A 21,201-nucleotide genomic window follows, 5' to 3' on the forward strand; every position below is an offset into this window, starting at 1 on the left:
AATAGCTATTTATAAAAAACCGGGTGTTTTTATTTATCAAAATCATCAGAGGAAATAAACTCTTGAAGATTTTTAAAATTGTCATTCATATTTATGTATCTATTTTTATTCCCAGCAGAAATAAAATGAAATAATTTATTTCTACATGTATCCTTTTCTGTAGTATACCAAAATGGATGTGTCAACAAATGAATTTTTTTAAATTCACCGGACAAAACAAGGTCTTCAACATTTTCACACCAGTTATGGCGGGAATCTGAAAGATATTTAAATTTCCTAAAAAATTGCTGGCTATAGCTATTAATAATTCCGGGAATAGAAATATTCGCTTTTAATACAAATTGCGATGGTCGATGCATTGATACTGTTTTTACAGGAATATCCACCGCAGCAGAAAGGATATCCACCTCCTTTTTTATATACTTAATATATTCTTCAACATTTTCATTAAGAGAATATTTAGTTTCATCAAAATGGAGCCCTACTTCATGCCCCAAAGTGATAATTCTTTTCAGGGAATCAGAATATCTGGTTGAAAAGACATTATAAAAATCTGTGTTCAAAAGAATAAAGTAAACAGCCTTTATAGCCCCATCAAATTCCGAAGCCTCAAACTCGGCCATATCAACAGCTTTTTCAATACTGTAATCAACATCATGACGGAGAATACAGATTTTTTTCTGCTTAAGATTTATTTCGGTTGATTCTTTTAAAGAGTATTCATGATAACCTGAAAACGAATATCCCTCTGACAATATATCATGTAGAAGTTCCCCATATGCAACATAAGTAAAGTCAGTAATTTTCAGTTTCTACCTCCTTTTTCTATTTCATAGTTCTTTCAAGAAATTATATTGGATAGAGCAATTTTATATATTCTTCAAATGTTTTATTTGTAAACTGTTTATTCTTAATTTTTTCAAAAGAAATCTCATTTACATCTTCATAAAGCAAACCATTCTTATCAGTAAGAAAAATATCCTCTAAAACAAAATTAGTATTCTTCTTAAGTAGTGGTACAACTCCTGCAATCTGATATTCATAAAATCGATGAGGAATATTAATCTGGTCAAACGAGAAAACCGAAGTATCAGGAATGAATGCGTGCAGTATACCGACATCATATTGGCTCAATATCTTATACGCATTTTCATAGTCAGTCTCAAAATCAAGTTTTTGTTCTATTCTAAAATTGTGATTTTCTTGTGCGAGCTCACAATAGGGATTATTTCCATTTATAGGTATTATATTACCGGTATGTAGATGCACAACCATTCCCGCATCAAGATATTCCTTTATTAGTGGAATATAATAAAGTCGACCACCACTTCGAGGTTCATTTTTATCAGATAAAACTCGTCCGGCTAAAATAACAGCATGAACCAGATTGTCTTTCGCAGACAATTTAGGCAAGCGAATTACTGAAGCAACAATACTAGCTTTACGCACATCTTCATCCAAACCGATTAAAATCTCTTTGTTTTCGAATATTCTTTTATACTTCTTTTTAAAGAAAGAAACATTTTGATTTGCGTTAAAAATTATTCGATAGCTTTTTTTCAGACAGCTCATCTCAAGATAATTATAATACTCTCGTGTCTCTTTCTGTGCGCGAGTTATTCTTTTTTTTGTTTTTATAAGAAGAGTAAGTAAATTTGAATCATCAAAATCATTATAACTTGAATGAATATATCCTACATCCATCTTTTCTATTCTCTTTAATTGCATTAGATTACAAATTCTTAGAAGAAAAATTAAAAAAGAAGAAATAACATCAAACTTCATGTTCAGTTTAGTTTTATTTAATAGTCTGAGTAAAATTCTGTTTCTGTAGGAGCCGTTCTTAAATTTAATATAATGGATATGTGGATCAGATAACTCAACTTCTTCTTGAAATGAAAATATATATATTTCATCAAAAACAGCCAAAGCATCCAACCATCTATTACGAGGTATATTAAGTGATCCAATCTTTAAGAGTACCTTTTTCATAATATATCAAACCCCTGCTCTTCGGCTTTAGCAAAAGCCTTTTCTATCACTTGATGCATATCATAATATTGATAATCCCCGAGACGCCCCCCAAAAATTACTGAATTATGATTATCAGCCATTTCTCTGTATTTCGTATAAAGAGAATTGTTTTTCTCATCATTCAATGGATAAAAAGATTCAGCACCTTCCATCCATTCAGAGGGAAATTCCCGAGAAATAACAGTTTTAGACTGGTTTCCGAATTCAAAATGTTTATGTTCGATTATCCTAGTATAGGGGACATTTAGATCCGTATAATTTACAACCGCATTTCCTTGGTAATTATCACAATCAATAGTAATTGTTTCAAATTTAACTGTACGGTATTCCAATTTTCCGAATTGATAATTAAAATATTCATCTATCTTACCCGTAAAGACAATATTATTTGCACATTGCTCCCAGTATTTTCGATCCGCAAAAAAATCAGTTTCAATTTTTGTTTCTGTATTTTCCAGTAGTATATCAATAATCTTATTATATCCTCCAATAGGAATTCCTTGATAATCATCATTAAAATAATTATTGTCGAATGTAAATCTCACAGGCAATCGTTTGATGATAAAAGCAGGAAGCTCTGTACATTTTCGCCCCCATTGTTTTTCAGTATATCCTTTTATGAGAATTTCATAAATTTCTTTACCAACTAAAGAAATTGCTTGTTCTTCTAGATTTTTTGGATTACTAATGCCTGCTATCTTTCGCTGTAGATTAATCATCTGCTTAGCTTCTTCAGGAGTTTTTACTCCCCATAGTTTATAAAATGTATTCATATTAAAAGGAAGGTTATAAAGACACCCTCTATAATTTGCTAGTGGTGAATTTATAAATCTATTAAATGGAGTAATATTATTTACAAAATCCCATACCTTTTTATTTGATGTATGAAAAATGTGAGCACCGTATTTGTGAACATTTATACCCTCAACATTTTCACAATAGATATTTCCACCAAGATGCGGCCGTTTATCAATAACTAGACACTTTTTTCCTGCTTGTTGAGCTTTATAAGCAAATATAGCGCCAAATAAACCAGAACCAACTATTAGATAGTCAAAAACACTCATATTAATCCTACATTTTCATGAAAATAAATGGAATATTCGCTTCAACACAAACTTTTTTTATTTTTTTTGCTACATCTTCTGATGGAGGAATAAACCTAGGCATTGTTTTTTTTAAAAGTTTATATTTCTTTTCAGCCAGTTGATGTACATTAAAACATTCAACTTTTAATGGCCGATATCTCTGTATTACATTACAAATAAGATCTATATTTTGTTGCGATGATGTCAATTCATTAACTAAAGGAATTCGAAAAATCATATCAACTTTTTGCAAAAACAAGATTTCGAGATTATTGTAGAAAACCTTTATATCTCCGCCTAATAGATTTTTACATTCTTCAGAAGACAGAATTTTTAAGTCAACATAAAATATGTTAATGTATTCAAAAACGCTTTTTAAAAAAAAATCTGGTACAAATAAAGATGTTTCAACACATATATGTATTTTGGCATTAATAAGTCTTCGCAATAAGTCTCGAATTCGATGAAGTTGCAGCAAAGGTTCTCCGCCTGAAAAAGTAACTCCGCCTGAATCACGAAAAAAAGGCAAATCTAAAATAATTTCATCATAAAGGTCTCTAGATGAATATTGAACACCGAAAATATTTATCGCATGTATGGGACAATTAAAGTTAACAATTGACCCTCCACGTAATATTGGGCATTTTTCATTACAAATACACGTATTATTATTTTTAACACACAAAGACTCATCATAATAATATTCTTTCTGGAAAAAAATGGTTTCAGGATTAGCACACCAGGGACAGTGAAGTGAACATCCTTTAAAAAAAACTGTAGTACGAATGCCAGGGCCATCATGCAAACATGTACGTTGTATATCAGTTATAAGAACACTCATGTTCCAATGCTCGCTCAATTAAAAAATCCTTATAATTATCCGGAAGGTCATTAAAATAAGCACTAAATCCCCAGACCCGAACAATCAGATTTGGGTAACTTTCAGGGAACTCCTTTGCCTTAATTAGAGTTGAACTGTTAGTAACATTTAACTGTATTTGAAAAACACCATTTATAAAGGCTGCCTTTAAGAGAGAAGCAAACTGGTCAAAATTATTTGATATAAACTGAGGCGATACAATAAAATCGACTACGTTTCCATTAAATCTATTCTGTGCATAATCAAGTTTTGAAGCAAAGGAGAATAAAGAAGTAAGATCGGATTTTTTTTCATTAGAAATATGAACAGAAAATGGAGTATTAGCATTTCTGCCATCAGGAGTAGCCGGAAAATTTTCTGAAGCACCAATATAACTTGGAGAGCTTAATCCAATCTTTATTTTATGCAAAAAATTATCAGGAATTGCCGATATTACAGCATTACTCGCGGTAATAAAGATTTCATTTGTTAATGATATAACTTCATCAGTATCACAACCGAACCTATTTGGTTCATTTCGAAAAAGCTTCTGAATATCATCTGCCCCTTTAAAATCAGCAAGCAAAATACTTTTCAGTTCTTCAAGAGAAAAAAGTTGCAAGCTAAAAACATACTTCTTAATATTTAAGAGAGAATTAATCACATTGGAAAGAGCAACAGAAGTAAACCCATAATTATTGTACTTGGCTCCACCATCAGCAATATCAATTCTTTTTTCGATACAATTATCAATAAACAGAGAAAGCAATGGGGATTTTCCCCAAGTATATTTCATTACTGTTTTCACTTGCTGAACACAGTAAACACTTAATTGGATCTTATAAGCCTGGATCATTGCATTGAATGAAATATAATCTTCATCTGAAAAAATTATTTTCCTGAATGGCTCTGCAAAATTTAAATAACAAACATTATTGGCATCGGAAGATTTACCAATAATGAAAGGTTCCCAACAGGCTGATGTACCATAGTTGTAAGCATCTTTTTCATCATATCCAAAATTGATCAACGCAGGAATAATAACTTCATCATTTGAAAAAAGGGGGTATCCGATCCCTGTCTGTAGACATTTAATGCTTTCGTATAATGGTTCAATAGGCATTTTTTGACTTACACGAACAAGAAGCTTTGGATCAGGAAGTTTAAGTTCTTTAGCTGCTTGTATAAAATAACTCGTTAATTCACTGGAAAAATAATGCCCATCTTCATTTATGCCACCCAAGATTATTATCTGACCAGTATCACCCAACAACATATTACTTTTAAATGCATAATCTTTATGGAGTAAAGTTAAAAAGTCTTTAATAAAGGAAAGTGCTGTTTCCCGATTAATAATTCCATTTTCAATATCATGCCTATAATAGGGATCAAGCATTTTATCCAGATGGCCGAGACCAATCAGTGTATGACCTTCCTGCCAAATCAACTGATTAGTGAATAAAATACGTTGCAGGGCTTCATAAAAACTTTCTGCACGCTCCGAAAACAATCGTTGTAAATGATTTATTTTAAATGTATTAAATTTACTGTTTCTTTTTTCAAGGTATTTTATACATCTTACAACATAATCTTTTATATATCCCCAGATTATTGACCTTTCTTCCAATTCAAAAATAGAATGATTAATCAAAACAGAATAATCTGGAGTTAGGTTACCAATGACACGATCAATATAAACAACATAAGTTGATGTATCAAGAGAATAAAAAAAAGGAGAATTTTCATCATCTGATATTTTAACTATCTTTAAAAGTTTCCTTGTTCGCTGTAATACATCTTTCATTAAGAGGAAATTATTAGAAAGAAAGAGAAACATAACTTTTAACAAAGTTCTACATTTAGATTCAGATATATTTCCATACTTTTTAACATACAATTTTACTGCTGCGTTTCTATATAAAAGCAAAGTAGCCATTCCTGGAATAGCTTTTATAAACATTTTTAATCTACTAAACATTTTCAACTCCTCTTAAGAATCTTAGTTAGAATAGAAAAAATAAAAGGATCTCTCAATAGGAGCAAAATAAGAATATAAACAGTTGAACAGGCGCCAATAATAACAAATAAAGCAATCGGACCTGACAATAATACATTTTTTAAAAAAAACAATAGCAAAATCATAATAAATGAGGAAAAGAAATAACGCCACAATCTTTTCAAAATCAACATAATATCTATCAATTTGTAAATATAAAAAAACTGTATTAGAACAATAATTGACTCAGCACAAACAGATGAAATAGCCGCACCAACTGCTTTATACTTAGGAATTAATATTAAATTTAATAAAAAATTTGAAAGTGCACCGATAATGACAGTAATGGTAAACGTTTTTTCCTTTTTTACAGGTATCAGATATTGCATACCAATAACATTATTCATTCCAATGGCCAAAAACAGCCCACTTAGTATTTGTATAAGTATTATTGACTTTTCATATCCCGGACCAAAAAAAACGGGAACAAATAAATCTGCAACCCCAATAAGACCAAACATCATTGGCAAACCAATAGCAAACACAAATAAAAATGATTGAGTAAGAGACTTCTTTATTTCATTATATTTTTTATTAGCATTTAAATTAGCTATTCGTGGAATTAATACAGTCCCCAAAGATGTTATAATAACAAGTAACAATTTTATAATTTTAATTGATTGTTCATACCATCCATTCTCAAGCGGCGAATGAGTAATTATCCCAATCATAGTTTTATCTAAAACAGTATAAATTTGTACTGCTATTTGTGGAACAAAAAGCAGTATTATTTTATTAAAATGTTTGAATGGCCGAAGAGTCTTTATATTAACTTTTTTAATCTCTTGGTATAAACCCTTAACAGCAAAAAATGCAAGATAAATATGCCCTATCAAGAAGGTACCAGAACCAATAATCACAGATATATACAAATCATCACTGCTTTTTATGAATAAAAAAATCAAAACTACAGATAATAGTTTAAAAAAAATATTCCGAAAGGCGATATTTTTAAAGTTTTCCATACCCTGGTAATACCAAGTAAAATCAAAAAGGCATGCAATAATATTAGCACTTTCAATTATAAAGAGAAGTTTATATTGGCCATACAAAATCACAAAAATGAAATAACAAAAAAGACTCATTAATACAGTAATAAACCGTATCAAAGATAATTCTAAAAAAACCTTTGTTTTCTTCGTTTCATTGTCTCTATTATAGGCAATCTCTCTCTGGCCATAGAGCCCAATACCTAATGATGCAGCCATAACAAAATAACTAACAACAGAATTTGTATAGCTTTGAATACCGATACCTTCCGCAGTCAAAACACGGGAAAGATAAGGTACAGTTATTAACGGAGTTAGCAATTGCAAAATCTGATATGAAAGATTATAAAAATAGTTTTTTTTTATTGATTGCTGAGGCATTCTTGACGATTCCTTATCAACATAACTATTAAAATATTTTATAAATTTCTGATTTGAGAAAAAGAAAGAAAGTTGGCCAAGCTATCAACATTTTTACTCAGTTTATAATCATTCTTATCTACCCTCCCTCTTATCATAAGCAGGGCAGCAGTAAACTAATATGGATGGATAGAAGATTTTTTCACTACCACACATCCCACACCTACCAAAGCATAATCCTCTATGGTAAACACCAAACACAATGGTTACAATGGAAGCACCTTTTTATACAATGGCATTCCGGTATTTATCCTTCTGCTCCACAAAAACCCGGGGGTTGATGACATTTGTGATCAGACAAGAGGGGCCGCGGAAATCATAATCCTCAATAATTTCATCTTCATACAGAGATACATTGTTCTGAATTTTTACATTACCTCGGGTTATATTTTTTCCATGATAAAACACCATAACTAATAATTCCTTCCGATAAAAGATCGTAACTTGTAGCCTAGGTTAGTTAAAAGATAATCTTGTTCTTCTGGTATTGCCATCATTACCCGACACTCAAAATAAACAAACAGATTTTAACATATAAACTTTTTTTTATAATCTACAAATTTGATTTCAATCTCTTCTTCTTTAGAAGGCGGCATTTTTTTATTATAATCTCCTAAGACAATTGGAGTAAAATTGGTCTGCATAAAAACTTTGTCAAGGGTGGTACTTATCATTGCTAATTGAGTCTCATAAATTCGCTCGCTAACATCAAGCAAAACATCATCTTTATATACACAAATATGCTGCTTCTCAATAATTCTCCCCGCATCAATATTCTGATCAATGAAGTGCGATGTAACACCCAAAGGAATTTCATTGTATATGGACCACAACATTGCATCTAATCCCCGGGCCTCCGGAATCAACCCAGGATGAAAATTGACAATTCCTTTAGAAAAGGCATCAATAATATGTTTTTTTAGGATTCTTGCCCCAGAGATAACACCAACTTCAATTACATTATCATATATAAACGATACAATCTCCGGAGAATTATGCGGCATTGAAAAATACGGAATATGTAATTCTTTGCATAGCTGCTTAGGATGCAGTAATCCTATATGGTGTATTTTTGACCTAATTACTGATTTGGGAATAGTCAATTTAACAGCATCTGCGGCAAAAACTCCTGCAATTTGCACACCGGAACTTATTAAATATAGGATAAAATCCTGGGTTTTTTTATGCGGGAAATTATACGCAAATAAAACTATTTTTTTTTTCAACATCCGTAAAATCTCCTGATTGACTCACACACATAACTAACCTCATCTTCAGTCAATTCTGGAAACATAGGCAATGCCAAGACATGTTCACACAGTCTTTCGGCCACAGGGAAATCACCTTTTTTGTGACCTAGATATTCAAAACACTTCTGTAGATGGAGAGGAACCGGATAATAAATCGACGTTCCGATTCCTTTTTCCTTTAAGTGTGAATCCAATCCGTCCCTTCTTTCCACCTGGAGGCAGAATACATAATTCACTTCTTTATTCGGCTTTTTAATAACCGGGAGTTTTATCCCGGGCACATCCTGCAGAAGTTCGCGGTATTGGGCGGCGTGTTTTGCCCGCTGGTAAATCACATTATCAATATGGGATAACTTAATGTTGAGTATCGCCGCCTGCAAGGTATCGAGCCGTGAATTGTAACCGATATAGTCGTGATGATATTTTTTGACGGCCCCATGGACCCGGTAGCTCTTTGCTTTTTTGTATAGCTCTTCATTATCCGTAATAATCATTCCCCCATCACCATATCCGCCCAAGGTTTTCGTCGGAAAGAATGAAAACACACCGAAATCAGCCATGGTCCCAGCATGTTTCAAGGAAACACCGCACAATGTCTGCATACCAAAAGCTTCTGCGGCATCTTCCAACACCGACAATCCGTGCCTCCGGGCGATCTCTGTACATCGTTCCATATCTGCTGTTTGAAGAAAAAGATCCACCGGCAGGATACCTTTGGTGTGTTTTGTAATCCGGTTTTCCGCGTCGGCCATATCCATACAGAAGGTATCTTCATCAACATCACAGAAGACCGGCTTCCCGCCAACTCGGGCAATACACGACGCAGAAGCAAAAAAGGTAAACACCGGGGTCACTACTTCGGCACCGTCCTTAAACCCGAGGATATCCGACGCAATTACCAGTGCATCACTGCCGTTTGCAACACCTACAGCGTATTTTGCTCTGGTATAATTCTGAATAGCTTCTTCGAATTCCTGAACTTGTTTTCCAAGAATAAAGCCGCCGGAACATATTACATCTGATATCGCTGTATCGAACTCATTTTTATACAGTTTATATTCCCGTGTAGCATCATAGAAGGGTACATTCATTTTTCAAAATACTCCATCATTTCAAGAGTCGAAAAATCACAAGGCAGATCCACGGGCATGCCTGTCTTCTGTGATCTATATATGGCCAGAATTATTTCCAAGGCTTTCTTTCCTTTCTCTCCGGGAACAAGAGGCTCCCGGTTTTCTGTTATTGCATCGACAAAATCCCTGAACAGGGCAGCGTGCCCGAAACCATATACAGTGGGAGGATCTTTTTCATTGGGATTAAGGACTTTCTCCTCGTTGTCACCAATAGTATCGGCATCGGAAAAGCGCCAGGTCTCGAGTTTATTGACTGCTATACCACCGATAACAACGGACCCTTTTTCACCGAAAACTGAAAGCGTCTCATTCAGGTTCTTCGGGTAAATATCCGCGGAACCTTCAATAATGCCCACAGAGCCGTTTCTAAATTCTACTATAGCCGCCCCGAAGTCTTCCGCTTCAATAGGCCGGATAAACCGGCGGGTCTGGGCCTGCACCCGAACAGCATCTTCCCCCATCATCCACTGAAGAAGATCAATACCATGGGTACACTGGTTCATAAGGGTTCCGCCGTCCATCTCCCAGGTCCCGCGCCAAGGGGCTTCGGCGTAATACGCATCGTTCCGATTCCATCGCACCTGGATCATACCATGGAACAGCTTTCCGAACCGGCCGGCTTCAAGGGCGGTGCGCAGCTTCTGCACTGGTGCGTTGAACCGGTTCTGGAAACAGACTGCCAGTTTTCTTCCAATCTTATGGGCTGCTTCATTCATGGCGTCCGCATCCCTGGTCGATAGGGCCATGGGTTTTTCGCAGATCACGTGGGAGCCTGCCTCCAGTGCAGTGATGGCAATCTCCGGATGTATCCCGGATTCGGTAGCAATGGTAACAATATCGGGAGACAGTTCCGATAGCATTTGTTTATAATCACTGTAAATTTTAACTTCACTGTCTGGGATGTTTTTTTTGTATTCAGTTGCCTTTTCCTCCGCCCGTTCAGTCAGAGGGTCACAAACTGCAATCAGTTTCATCACATCCGAGTTTTTTACAAACCCCTCAATATGCTTGAAGCTGATTCTGCCGCATCCAATTAATGCTACTGTATACACCTATATGCCTCTGTTTCTTAGTTATCCACGCTTCCCGTAATTCTTCTCAACCCAGTTCTTATACTCACCGCTTCTGATACCGTCAATCCACTCCCTGTTTTTCAAGTACCAGGCTACGGTTTTTTTCAAACCATCTTCAAAGGTTGAGCCGGGTTCCCAACCCAATTCGTCTTTTATTTTTGAGAAATCTATCGCGTACCGTCGGTCGTGCCCCGGACGGTCCTTCACATAGGTAATTGTTTCCCAGATTTTATCCGGATCAAGACCGGCTTGATCTGCAACAATATCAATCAATACAGAAAGAAGTTTAATGTTTTCCCATTCGTTACCGCCGCCGATGTTGTACTTCTCACCGATTCTGCCTTTTGCTATAACAGCCCACACCGCAGAATTGTGATCCTCCACATAAACCCAGTCACGGATATTTTTTCCGCCGCCGTATACCGGGAGATTTTTCCCTTCCAGCATGTTAAGGATCATCAAAGGTATGAGTTTCTCCGGGAACTGGTACGAACCGTAATTGTTTGAACAATTGGAAAGTGTCACTGGCAGCCCGTAGGTATGGTAATAGGCCATTACGAGATGATCACTGGATGCCTTGCTGGCCGAATAGGGCGAGCGGGGATCATACGCTGTTGTTTCCGTAAAATAACCTGTATCGCCGAGAGAACCATATACTTCATCAGTGCTAATGTGATGGAAAAGCACATCCTCTCGCATGGAACCACCGGCTCTCTTCCATATATTTCTCGCCGCATCGAGAAGCGTGTAAGTCCCCATCACGTTCGTTTTAATAAACGCCTCGGGTCCCAGAATGGAACGGTCCACATGGCTTTCGGCGGCAAAGTGTATTACCGTATCGATTTCGTATTTGTCAAAAATACTTTCCACAAAAGGCCGATCACAGATATCACCGTGTTCAAAAAAGTACCGGCCGCCGCCATGTTTGGTATCTATCTCCGCGAGACTCAATGCGTTCCCGGCATAAGTGAGTGCGTCCAGATTAATAATGCGGCCGTTAAAATCCGGAGTTTTATTGAGAAGAACACGGATAAAATTACAGCCGATAAAACCGGAGCCGCCGGTAACCAGGACATTCTTTAAGCTTCGCATGTATTAGGAAGAAACTTCGTCGTGACTGGCTGGAGGATTCCCGCCCGCCGCGACTTTCATTACCCGCCGAATAACCACCCAGAACGCACCCGCTCCCAGTGCAGCCCCGAGGGTATCCGCCAGCCAGTCCCATACGGAACAGCTTCTGCCGGGGACGAAGTACTGGTGGATTTCGTCGGCAGCTCCGTAAGCAGAGGCGATCAGGGCGGTAAAAATGAATGTCCGCAGGGGATGGTTTTTCCACTGATTCCCGGGAAACCAGAAACCAACGGCGGCGGCAAGCGCGGCGTATGCGAGCAGGTGCTGGAATTTATCGAATCCGAATATTCCCTTAACCGTGGGCAGGGTACTCTGGGATGATAGAATCCAGATGGCTGCGGCCAGAATGGGGGCGAAAGATCTGAGCAGTATTTTTAATCCTGTTTTTTTAAACAAAAAGAATCCTTTTTTTGCCCCTCAGGGCAGACCTCTTCCATAATAATTTAAATAATAATTGAGAAACTGAAAAACCTTGGCCGCCGCCGGAACAGGCTTGCCAAGTCCGGGGATCACGGAATGTCCTCCGTATATTTTTAACAATATCACATGCCCAGGGAGATGACAACGGTTACGTGATTAGTTGTTCAATTTTTGAACAAATATAATACTCAAAATTCATTTTTTGCTATTAAGAACCGGAACTTGATTTACCGCGGGAAATACCGGTACTGTGGGGTTACGGAGGGATCATCCATGGGCATTTTTGAAGCGATCATTCTCGGGGCTGTCCAGGGGATAACGGAATTTCTGCCGGTCAGCAGCTCCGGCCACCTGGTACTGCTCCAGAGAATTCTGGGTATTTCCGAACCGGCCCTGCTGTTCGACACCCTGCTCCACCTGGGAACCCTGGCGGCGGTATTTGTTGTCCTCTGGCAGGATATCTGGAATATCCTCCGGAAACCGGTGCAGAAACTCACGGGAATGCTCATTCTCGCCACCGTTCCCACGGTTATTGTGGCGCTGCTTTTTAAGGATACCATTGAAGGAGCCTTCCATTCGGGGAAGTTCCTGGGTTTTTCTTTCCTGATTACCGCCGCCGCCCTGGTAACATCGGAGCTGCTTTCCCGGCGGCCGGGAAAAACCCGAAACGAAGGTGAAATGAACTGGATTGACGCCCTGGTGATCGGCATTATGCAAGCCCTGGCCATCCTTCCGGGGGTCTCCCGGTCGGGATTTACCCTGTCGGGGGCGCTTTCCCGCAAGCTTGACCGGGGTTTCGCCGCCCGTTTCTCCTTTTTAATGTCGATTCCGGCCATTCTGGGGGCCCTGGTTTTTCAATTAAAGGATCTTATCACCGGCTCCGAGCCGGTTTCCATAGGAATAGGTGCGGTTCCCCTGATCGCCGGGACCCTTACGGCGGCACTGGTGGGGGTGGTTTCGGTAAAACTGATGCTCAGAATAGTCCGGGAACGGTCCCTTTTCGGCTTCGCGGTTTACGTGGCGATCCTGGGAGCCCTGGTCCTGATTGACCAGTACGCGACCCATTTCTTTTTCTGAATCAACAACCCCGCCCTGAAGCTCGCACGCGAAAGCGTGCCGAGGGAATGTACCCCTCGCATACAATCAAAGGGAGGACAGAAACTCCGCCGGCGGCTCCCACGCGCGGTCCCCGTACCCGCCGGCCATGACCCAGGCGGAAGGGATATTCCTCCGGGTTACGTAATCGAAGATCGTCCGGTCCCGGGCCAGGCACTGCTCCAGGGTAAGGGTCAGGGTACTGCTGGAGGGGAGGCCGTCGTTTTCATAGGGATCGGCCCCGTCCACCACAATAATCAAATCCGGCTTGCCCTCCGGGGAAAGGTCCTCGAGACGCCGCAAACCGGCGGTTAATTTTTCTATATACTGCGGTTCTTCCCCGTGGTTTACGGGAATTTCGACATCCGAAGGAATCAGAGGCGCCCGTCCGGGCCCCGCCTTTTCCAGGGTTTCCGCGTCCAGGGGCCACCCCTGGGCCATGTGGATTGAAAGGGTCAGGATGTTTTCTCCGCCGGATTTGCCGCCGAGCTCACCCCGGTCCCGGGCGAACCGCACCAGTTCGGCGCTGCCGTCCCCCTTGTGGGCGTCCACGTCAACAATCCAGATGAGTTTGGCCCTGCCTTCAGCCTGAATTTTCCGGGCGGCAATCACCAGATCATTGATAACACAGAATCCGGCGCCGCTGTCGTACCGGGCGTGGTGCATGCCGCCGCCCAGATAATAGCAGAATCCCTCTCCGCCGGACAAAGCGATCCGGCAGGCGGTATAGGTCCCCCGGACCTGGTTCAGCACCGTATCGAACAGGGCAGTCAGGGGTTTTATTGCCCGGTCCGGTTCGTACCGGTTCGGTTTTCCCTCGTCATCGATAAGTTCGTACGCGTTGAGAAGGGCCTTTTCCAGCCCCTTTTGGCCTTCCGGACCTTCTCCCAGAAGATCCCGTACAAATCCCGCGTCATGGACCCGTTCAAGATCTTCCCGGGTGACCACCAAATCACCGGCACCTTCCCGCAGACGCTCCGCGGCGCCGGGTATGTCAGCGGCGCTGAGCGGCCCGGTCAGAGTACCGCGCCGTTCCTGTACGGCACGGAAAACCCGCTCCGCCCGGGACTTCATTATAGGAAGCATTATGCCGTAATCCTGGAATGCCATATCCAGCGTTGGGTCGAACAAAATCATAATTACACTATACCGCAAAAAACGAAAAACCGGTAGGCAGGAATCACACAGGGCACCCTGCTTGGGCGGAAGCTGGGCACAAAAGCCTCGGAACCAGGAATGGAGCTGGGGTCAGGGGTCGGGTCCATCGGACACGCGCAGCTCTCCAGCGTTGGGCAGCACCGGGCCGGTTAAGCCGGAAAGCACCTGTCCGTATTGGTAACGCCGGGTGTCGAATGAAAAGAAATACCGCTGTGCGGTGTTTTTTTCATTCGACGGGCCCCGCGGAACCGATAATCCGGGTGCTTTCCGGCTTGTCAGATCCGGTACTCCCCCGCATAATACCGAAAATCGGCAATTTCTTTCATATAATGAATGGAAAAACCTTGACCTTCTATCGGGTATATCAGTATTTTTTTATACGGATATATAATTTTAAAAACGGTAGATTACTGTTTTCTTTTATCAAATATATTAGGAAGATTTCATGTCAAAGCATTCATCTCACGGTAAAAACCACAACCAGGGAGATCATCCGGCGGGGGAAAACACCAAGCCGGAACATGAAGAACAGCAGACGGGAACGGCGGAGGCATCCCCGCAGCAGCCTGAAAAGACCGGGGAAACCGGTGCCGTCAGCGCGGACGACCGCATAGCGGAGCTGGAAGCTGAGCTCGCGGATTCCAAGGACCAGTACCTCAGGAAGGCCGCGGAATTTGAAAATTTCCGGAAACGGATGACCCGGGAAAAACAGGATGCCATTGATTACGCCAATCAAAGCCTGCTGCTGGACCTGATTCCGATTATTGACGACTTTGAGCGGGCGATAAAATCCTCGGCGACCTCAAAGGATTTTGACAGCTTCTACGAAGGCGTAACCATGATAGAAAAGCGCCTCATAAGCCAGCTCGAAAACAAGTGGGGGCTTGTACGGTTTGAATCCCAGAGCCAGCCCTTTGACCCGGAAAAACACGAAGCCATTATGATGGATAAATCCCCCGATATTGATGAACCGGTGGTGGAGGAAGATTTCCTCAAGGGATACACCCTCAAAGGCCGGGTTATCAGGAGCGCCAAGGTAAAGGTACTCATGCCCGAAAACCCCAAACCGGCCGGGAGCAGTGAAAGCAATGATTCCGGAGACGCCCCAAAGGGCTGACGGAAAACATAGAACGCACAATTACGTGACGTTCATTTAATAATTTTAGTATATTTTAATTAAGGCGAGCATTGGAAAATGCAGGAAAGGAGTCTGTCATGGGAAAAATTATTGGAATTGACTTAGGAACCACCAATTCTTGTGTGGCCGTTCTGGAAGGGGGCGAACCGATCGTCATCCAGAACTCCGAAGGGGGAAGAACCACCCCTTCAATTGTTGGTTTTACCAGCAAAGGCGAACGGGTTGTAGGCCAGCCGGCTAAAAACCAGATGATCACCAACCCGGAAAATACGGTTTATTCTATAAAACGTTTCATGGGACGCCGCTATTCGGAAGTTACCTCCGAGATGAAGCTGGTTCCCTATATTATCAAGGAACAGGGTGACGATGTCCGGATAGATATTGAAGGAAAAATGTACTCACCCCAGGAAATCTCGGCCTTTGTTCTTCAAAAAATGAAAAAGACCGCCGAAGATTACCTCGGCGAGCCGGTGACCGAAGCGGTTATCACCGTGCCGGCGTACTTTAACGACGCCCAGCGCCAGGCAACCAAGGATGCCGGAAAAATCGCCGGACTTGAGGTAAAGCGGATCATCAACGAACCCACCGCCGCGGCCCTGGCCTTCGGCTTCAACAAGGATCAGAAAAAAGAAAAGACCATCGCCGTATATGACCTCGGTGGCGGTACATTCGACATTTCCATCCTCGAACTCGGGGAAGGGGTTTTTGAGGTAAAATCCACCAACGGCGATACCCATCTCGGGGGCGACGATTTTGACCGCCGCATAATGGAATGGCTCATAGAAGAATTCAAGAATGATACCGGAATTGACCTCGGTAAAGACCGGATGGCCCTGCAGCGGCTCCGGGAAGCTTCGGAAAAAGCGAAGATTGAACTGTCCGCCATGCAGACCACCGAGATAAACCTGCCCTTTATCACCGCGGACCAGTCCGGACCCAAGCATCTGCAGAAATCCCTTTCCCGGGCGAAATTCGAGCAGATGGTATCGGACCTGCTGGAGCGGTCCAAGGATCCCTGTAAAAAAGCGCTGTCCGACGCGGGCTTAAGCGCCGACCAGATTGACGAGGTCATCCTCGTGGGCGGTTCCACCCGCATTCCCGCGGTTCAGCAGATCGTTAAGGATCTGTTCAAGAAAGAACCCAACAAGGGCGTAAACCCCGACGAAGCGGTCGCCGTGGGCGCCGCGATCCAGGGCGGTATCCTGGGCGGAGACGTCAAGGACGTTCTGCTCCTGGACGTTACCCCGCTGTCACTGGGAATTGAGACCCTGGGCGGCGTTATGACCAAGCTCATCCCCCGGAATACGACCATTCCGACCAGGAAGAGCCAGATCTTCTCCACCGCCGCGGACGGCCAGACCGCCGTATCCATCCAGGTTCTCCAGGGTGAACGGGAAATGGCCGCGCAGAACAGAACCCTCGGCCGGTTTGACCTGGTGGGTATTCCGCCGTCGCCCCGGGGCGTTCCCCAGATCGAAGTAACCTTCGATATCGACGCCAACGGTATTGTCCACGTATCCGCCAAGGATCTGGGCACCGGCAAAGAGCAGAAAATCCGCATCGAAAGCTCCTCAGGTCTGAATGAAGGTGAAATCGACCGCATGGTCAAGGAAGCGGAACTGCACGCCGAGGAAGACAAGCGGGAACGGGAGAAGGCCGAAGCCCGCAACGAGGCGGACACCCTGATCTACAGCACCGAAAAGAACATCGCCGATCTCGGCGATAAGGTGAGCGCCGAGGATAAAGCAAAATCCGAACAGGCGGTGGCCGAACTGAAGCAGGCCCTTGAGGGCGGCGATGTTCAGACCATTAAGGACAAAACCGAAGCGCTTAAGCAGGTTTCCTATAAAATCGCCGAAGAAGTCTACAAGCAGACCGGCGCGCAGCCGGGAGCCCAGGACGCCGGCGGCGCGGCCCCCGGAGGTGAAACCCAGGCAGGCGGCGGGGACAATACCAAGAGCGCCGAAGACGTGGACTACGAGGTAGTCGACGACGATAAATAAAAAACGTATCATAGCGGCAGGTTCCGGCAGCGCCGGGGCCTGCCAATTTTTAACGAAAGGGTGCCGATGTGGCTAAGCGTGATTACTATGAAGTCCTGGGACTGCAAAAGGACGCGTCAAAAGACGATATAAAGAAAGCCTACCGGAAACTCGCTATTCAGTATCATCCGGATAAGAACCCGGGCAATAAGGAAGCGGAGGAGAAGTTCAAGGAGGCCACCGAGGCCTATGAAATCCTTTCCGACGACCAGAAGAAATCCGCCTACGACCAATTCGGATTCGCCGGTGTTGAAGGCATGGGCGGGCCATCCAACGCGCAGGACTTCGCTTCAGCGTTCCACGGATTTGAGGATATATTCGGGGATTTCTCCGGCATTTTCGATACCTTCTTCGGCGGGGGCCGGCGGTCATCCGGAGGCGGAGCCGGCGGCGTGCGCCAGGGAGCGAACCTCCGGTACGACATAGAAATTCCTTTTAAAGACGCGGTGTTCGGCACCAAGGTTGAAATACAGTACACCCGGAACGAGGCCTGCGCCGCGTGCAAAGGGACCGGCGCCGCCAACGGGGCCGGCCGCAAGATGTGCCCAACCTGTTCCGGCACGGGACAGGTCCGGCGCAGCCAGGGATTCTTTTCCGTCTCCACGCCCTGCCCCACCTGCGGCGGCGAAGGTTACGTGATCGAACAGCCCTGCAAGGAATGCGGCGGTTCGGGTATTCAGAAAAAACGCCAGAAAATCATGGTTACCATTCCCGCGGGTGTGGAAAACGGCAAGCGGGTGGTCATTCCCAAACAGGGGGATGCCGGCCCCAACGGCGGACCTCCGGGAGACCTATATGTGTTTATCCGGGTCAAACCCCATGAGTATTTCGAACGGGACGGCATGGACCTGTACTGCGCCGTACCGATTTCCATAACCCAGGCAGCACTGGGAACCGAACTGTTCGTAACCACCCTGGAAGACAAAAAAATAAAGGTAAAAATTCCTTCCGGTGTGCAGAACGGCAAAATGCTGCGTATTAAAAACGAAGGCGTCCCGGCGGGAGGCCGCCGCGGAGATATGTATATAAAGCTCATCGTTCAGATTCCGACGAAACTGTCGAAACGGGGAAAGGAGCTTCTGGAGGAACTATCCCAGACGGAAGGTGAGGTAAACTCACCCAAACACATTTCCCTGTCGGAATTGTCCAGAAACTGAAAAAGCGGCCATTAGGCCGCTTTTTTTATTCCTCCGAAGATCCGGCACTGTCCTCACCGGAACCGGTAATAGTGTATGAAAGCAGGTTGTGGTGGATGGAACCGAGTTCCTCGGCATTCCGGCTGACCAGTATGGATATTTCCTCGGTCATGCTGGTGATCGTATCGGCGCCGTCCCTGATACCGCCGATGGCGCCAACCACCGCGTTCGCCTGATCCTGGGTCTTCCCCATTTTTTCGACCAGGGCGTCATTATCCTTCTTCATTTTGCTGAACCCCCGGGCAACCTCGCCGGAACTTTCTCCAAGCTGTTTAAGCTTTGAGGAAACCTCATCACTCAGGCGGGCCTGCTCTCCGATATGTTCCGACATTTCGGTAAAGTTTGTTTCCACGGACGAAATGTTTTCCACCATCCCGGAAAAAACCGCCTTGGTGATATTGGAGCTGTCCACCGCGGTGCCGATTGCCCGGATTATTTCCTTTATAACCGTATCAACCTGTTCCGACTGGGACCGGGTTTTTTCAGCGAGAACCCGGATCTCCTCGGCCACCACCGAAAATCCCCGGCCCGCCGCGCCGGCGTGGGCGGCTTCGATAGCCGCGTTCATGGCCAGCAGGTTTGTCTGCGCCGTGATTGACGCGATGAGGTGGTTGGCGTCGAGGAGCTGTTTGGAGTCCTGGGAAATTTCCTGGATCTGGCCGATCACGGTACCCAGCCTGGCGGTACCCTGCTCGGAACTGCTCAGAAGTTCGTTCATATTAACCGAAGATGTTGAACGGATGCGTTCAAGCTCATGTACCGAACCAAGCAGGGCAGATATTTTTTTTACCGATTCATCGATATGCTCTATCTGTTCATTGACGATGGACTCGAAGCTGTGAATATCCGAAACATTCTCCGAAATCGTCGCGGCCACTTCCCGGATGATTCCCTGCTGGGATTCAACCTCACTGTTCATGCCGGCAATCTGCTCCCTGATCTGCTCCGTCACCTCCCGGCTTTTCTGGATATTCTGTTCCGTCCGGGCGGTATTTTCCTCCGCCGAACTGAACTGCCGCCGGATATCCGTGATTATCCGCGAAACAGCCTGGGTGATCTGGCGCAGGCTGCTGCTGAGGCTGCCGATTTCATCCTGTTTGCTGTATGAAAAGGAGGTTGAAAAATCCCCGGCGGCGATAACCGACATGGTTTCCCGGAGGCCCGTGAGAGGCCGGAGGATTCCCTGAATAAAGAGATTGAAAATAACAAAGATGAACAGGATGATTACAATCATCAGAAGCCCGATTCCGGTGATCGAGCTTTCCCGCATCATGGCAAACGTGACCGGCATGGACGCCAGCATGTACCAGTCCAGCCGGTCAATGTGGGTAAGACTGTATTCCATATTGTCCCGCCGGAAGGTACTGGTCCCATCCGCCGGAAGAGAACTCATAGCCGAGACAATTGTATCAGCGTTGGCCTGGCTGTAATCGGTGATCAGCGCCTTGTTGGTTACCAGATCCTTGTTCTGCGCCCCGGTAATTTCCATCGCGGAATTAAAAAACACCACATTCACCCGGGGATCCATTCCCCGGTACAGGGATGAAACGAAATCATCCAGCACTATCCCGGTCCCCACCACCCCGATGGGCGTGGTTCCTTCAAAAACCGGGGCATTTACCCACAGAAAGGTTTTCCCCAGATTGGGATTGTAATTTATATTGAAATTGTACAGATCCGTTTCGTACAGGGTCATCTTATACCAGTATTCATTGGGATCGTCCGGGTCCAGGGTGTAGACGAGACTGCCGTCGGAATAAAAGCCCTTGTCCACATCGTTTATCCAGAATACGGAATTTCCCGCGAAGGCCCTGCGGTAGCCGGCAATTTCCTCCAGGGCAAGATCCCTGAGCACCGGGTCGGTAGGGTTCATAAAAAACCGCTTGATCAGCGGGGAATCCGCCATTTTCAGGGCGATTACGATTTCATTGTCCACCGAGGACACGAGTCCAAGCTTTTTCGTTTCCCCGATCTGGAGCAGAGTCTGGGCCGCGGTATTGCCGGCAATACTCCGGGCGGTAAAAAAGAAAAGTAACGTTCCGCTTATGAGAATAACCACAAAGAAAATAATGGAAAACAGCAGAACCTTATTTTTAACTGATCGCATTTTCATGGGAGC

Annotated in this window: 17 protein-coding genes; 4 read left to right on the plus strand and 13 right to left on the minus strand. The window is 43.6% G+C overall.

Translation table 11 applies throughout. The annotated features are described in order from the left end of the window. Positions 1-29 precede the first annotated feature (29 nt). From JFL75_RS13145 to JFL75_RS13195, 11 genes are all read right to left on the minus strand, one after another. On the minus strand, positions 30-755 hold the full coding sequence (locus tag JFL75_RS13145; RefSeq protein ID WP_215627130.1) for a polysaccharide deacetylase family protein: 726 nt from the start codon (positions 753-755) through the stop codon (positions 30-32). Positions 756-849: 94 nt separating this feature from the next. Then, on the minus strand, positions 850-1,992 hold the full coding sequence (locus JFL75_RS13150) for a hypothetical protein (RefSeq protein WP_215627131.1): 1,143 nt from the start codon (positions 1,990-1,992) through the stop codon (positions 850-852). Beyond that, positions 1,989-3,101 carry a UDP-galactopyranose mutase gene (gene glf / locus JFL75_RS13155; RefSeq protein ID WP_215627132.1) on the minus strand — a complete coding sequence of 371 codons (1,113 nt, stop codon included), beginning with the start codon at positions 3,099-3,101 and terminating at the stop codon, positions 1,989-1,991. The genes JFL75_RS13150 and glf overlap by 4 nt, the downstream gene beginning before the upstream one ends. Positions 3,102-3,108: 7 nt before the next feature. Beyond that, the gene (locus JFL75_RS13160) at positions 3,109-3,963 is read right to left on the minus strand and encodes a glycyl-radical enzyme activating protein (protein WP_215627133.1); all 855 of its coding nucleotides are present in this window, start codon (positions 3,961-3,963) and stop codon (positions 3,109-3,111) included. Then, positions 3,944-5,959 carry a pyruvate formate lyase family protein gene (locus JFL75_RS13165; RefSeq protein WP_215627134.1) on the minus strand — a complete coding sequence of 672 codons (2,016 nt, stop codon included), beginning with the start codon at positions 5,957-5,959 and terminating at the stop codon, positions 3,944-3,946. Before JFL75_RS13165 ends, JFL75_RS13160 begins: the two co-directional genes overlap by 20 nt. Positions 5,960-5,961: 2 nt before the next feature. Beyond that, positions 5,962-7,407, minus strand: coding sequence for a flippase (locus JFL75_RS13170; protein ID WP_215627135.1), 1,446 nt, complete (start codon positions 7,405-7,407; stop codon positions 5,962-5,964). Positions 7,408-7,973: 566 nt separating this feature from the next. Then, the gene (locus JFL75_RS13175) at positions 7,974-8,675 is read right to left on the minus strand and encodes a formyltransferase family protein (protein ID WP_215627136.1); all 702 of its coding nucleotides are present in this window, start codon (positions 8,673-8,675) and stop codon (positions 7,974-7,976) included. Beyond that, positions 8,669-9,787 (minus strand): DegT/DnrJ/EryC1/StrS family aminotransferase, encoded by a 1,119-nt coding sequence (locus tag JFL75_RS13180; protein WP_215627137.1) that lies wholly within the window; start codon positions 9,785-9,787, stop codon positions 8,669-8,671. The genes JFL75_RS13175 and JFL75_RS13180 overlap by 7 nt, the downstream gene beginning before the upstream one ends. Next, positions 9,784-10,881 (minus strand): Gfo/Idh/MocA family protein, encoded by a 1,098-nt coding sequence (locus JFL75_RS13185; protein ID WP_223292652.1) that lies wholly within the window; start codon positions 10,879-10,881, stop codon positions 9,784-9,786. The genes JFL75_RS13180 and JFL75_RS13185 overlap by 4 nt, the downstream gene beginning before the upstream one ends. Positions 10,882-10,902: 21 nt before the next feature. Further along, positions 10,903-11,994, minus strand: coding sequence for a dTDP-glucose 4,6-dehydratase (gene rfbB, locus JFL75_RS13190; RefSeq protein WP_215627138.1), 1,092 nt, complete (start codon positions 11,992-11,994; stop codon positions 10,903-10,905). A gap of 3 nt (positions 11,995-11,997) precedes the next feature. Continuing rightward, a complete protein-coding gene (locus JFL75_RS13195) occupies positions 11,998-12,429 on the minus strand; it encodes a VanZ family protein (RefSeq protein ID WP_223292653.1) in 432 nt (143 codons plus the stop codon). A 297-nt stretch (positions 12,430-12,726) separates the two neighbouring features. Here JFL75_RS13195 and JFL75_RS13200 point away from each other — a divergent pair, with 297 nt between their 5' ends. Beyond that, positions 12,727-13,530, plus strand: a complete 804-nt coding sequence (locus JFL75_RS13200) for an undecaprenyl-diphosphate phosphatase (protein WP_215627139.1) — start codon at positions 12,727-12,729, stop codon at positions 13,528-13,530. A gap of 66 nt (positions 13,531-13,596) precedes the next feature. Here the strand turns inward: JFL75_RS13200 and JFL75_RS13205 are convergent, their stop codons facing one another. Further along, on the minus strand, positions 13,597-14,685 hold the full coding sequence (locus tag JFL75_RS13205; RefSeq protein WP_215627140.1) for an arginase family protein: 1,089 nt from the start codon (positions 14,683-14,685) through the stop codon (positions 13,597-13,599). Between the two features lie 466 nt (positions 14,686-15,151). Here JFL75_RS13205 and grpE point away from each other — a divergent pair, with 466 nt between their 5' ends. From grpE to dnaJ, 3 genes are all read left to right on the plus strand, one after another. After that, the gene (gene grpE, locus JFL75_RS13210; RefSeq protein WP_215627141.1) at positions 15,152-15,823 is read left to right on the plus strand and encodes a nucleotide exchange factor GrpE; all 672 of its coding nucleotides are present in this window, start codon (positions 15,152-15,154) and stop codon (positions 15,821-15,823) included. 98 nt (positions 15,824-15,921) lie between these two features. After that, positions 15,922-17,847 carry a molecular chaperone DnaK gene (dnaK, locus tag JFL75_RS13215; RefSeq protein WP_215627142.1) on the plus strand — a complete coding sequence of 642 codons (1,926 nt, stop codon included), beginning with the start codon at positions 15,922-15,924 and terminating at the stop codon, positions 17,845-17,847. A 68-nt stretch (positions 17,848-17,915) separates the two neighbouring features. Beyond that, the gene (dnaJ, locus tag JFL75_RS13220; RefSeq protein ID WP_215627143.1) at positions 17,916-19,043 is read left to right on the plus strand and encodes a molecular chaperone DnaJ; all 1,128 of its coding nucleotides are present in this window, start codon (positions 17,916-17,918) and stop codon (positions 19,041-19,043) included. 25 nt (positions 19,044-19,068) lie between these two features. On the opposite strand, the gene JFL75_RS13225 is transcribed toward dnaJ, so the two are convergent. Next, positions 19,069-21,195, minus strand: a complete 2,127-nt coding sequence (locus tag JFL75_RS13225) for a methyl-accepting chemotaxis protein (protein ID WP_215627144.1) — start codon at positions 21,193-21,195, stop codon at positions 19,069-19,071. Positions 21,196-21,201: the final 6 nt, after the last annotated feature.

The sequence above is a fragment of the Breznakiella homolactica genome, assembly GCF_016616095.2.
GTDB classification, from domain to species: Bacteria; Spirochaetota; Spirochaetia; order Treponematales; family Breznakiellaceae; genus Breznakiella; species Breznakiella homolactica.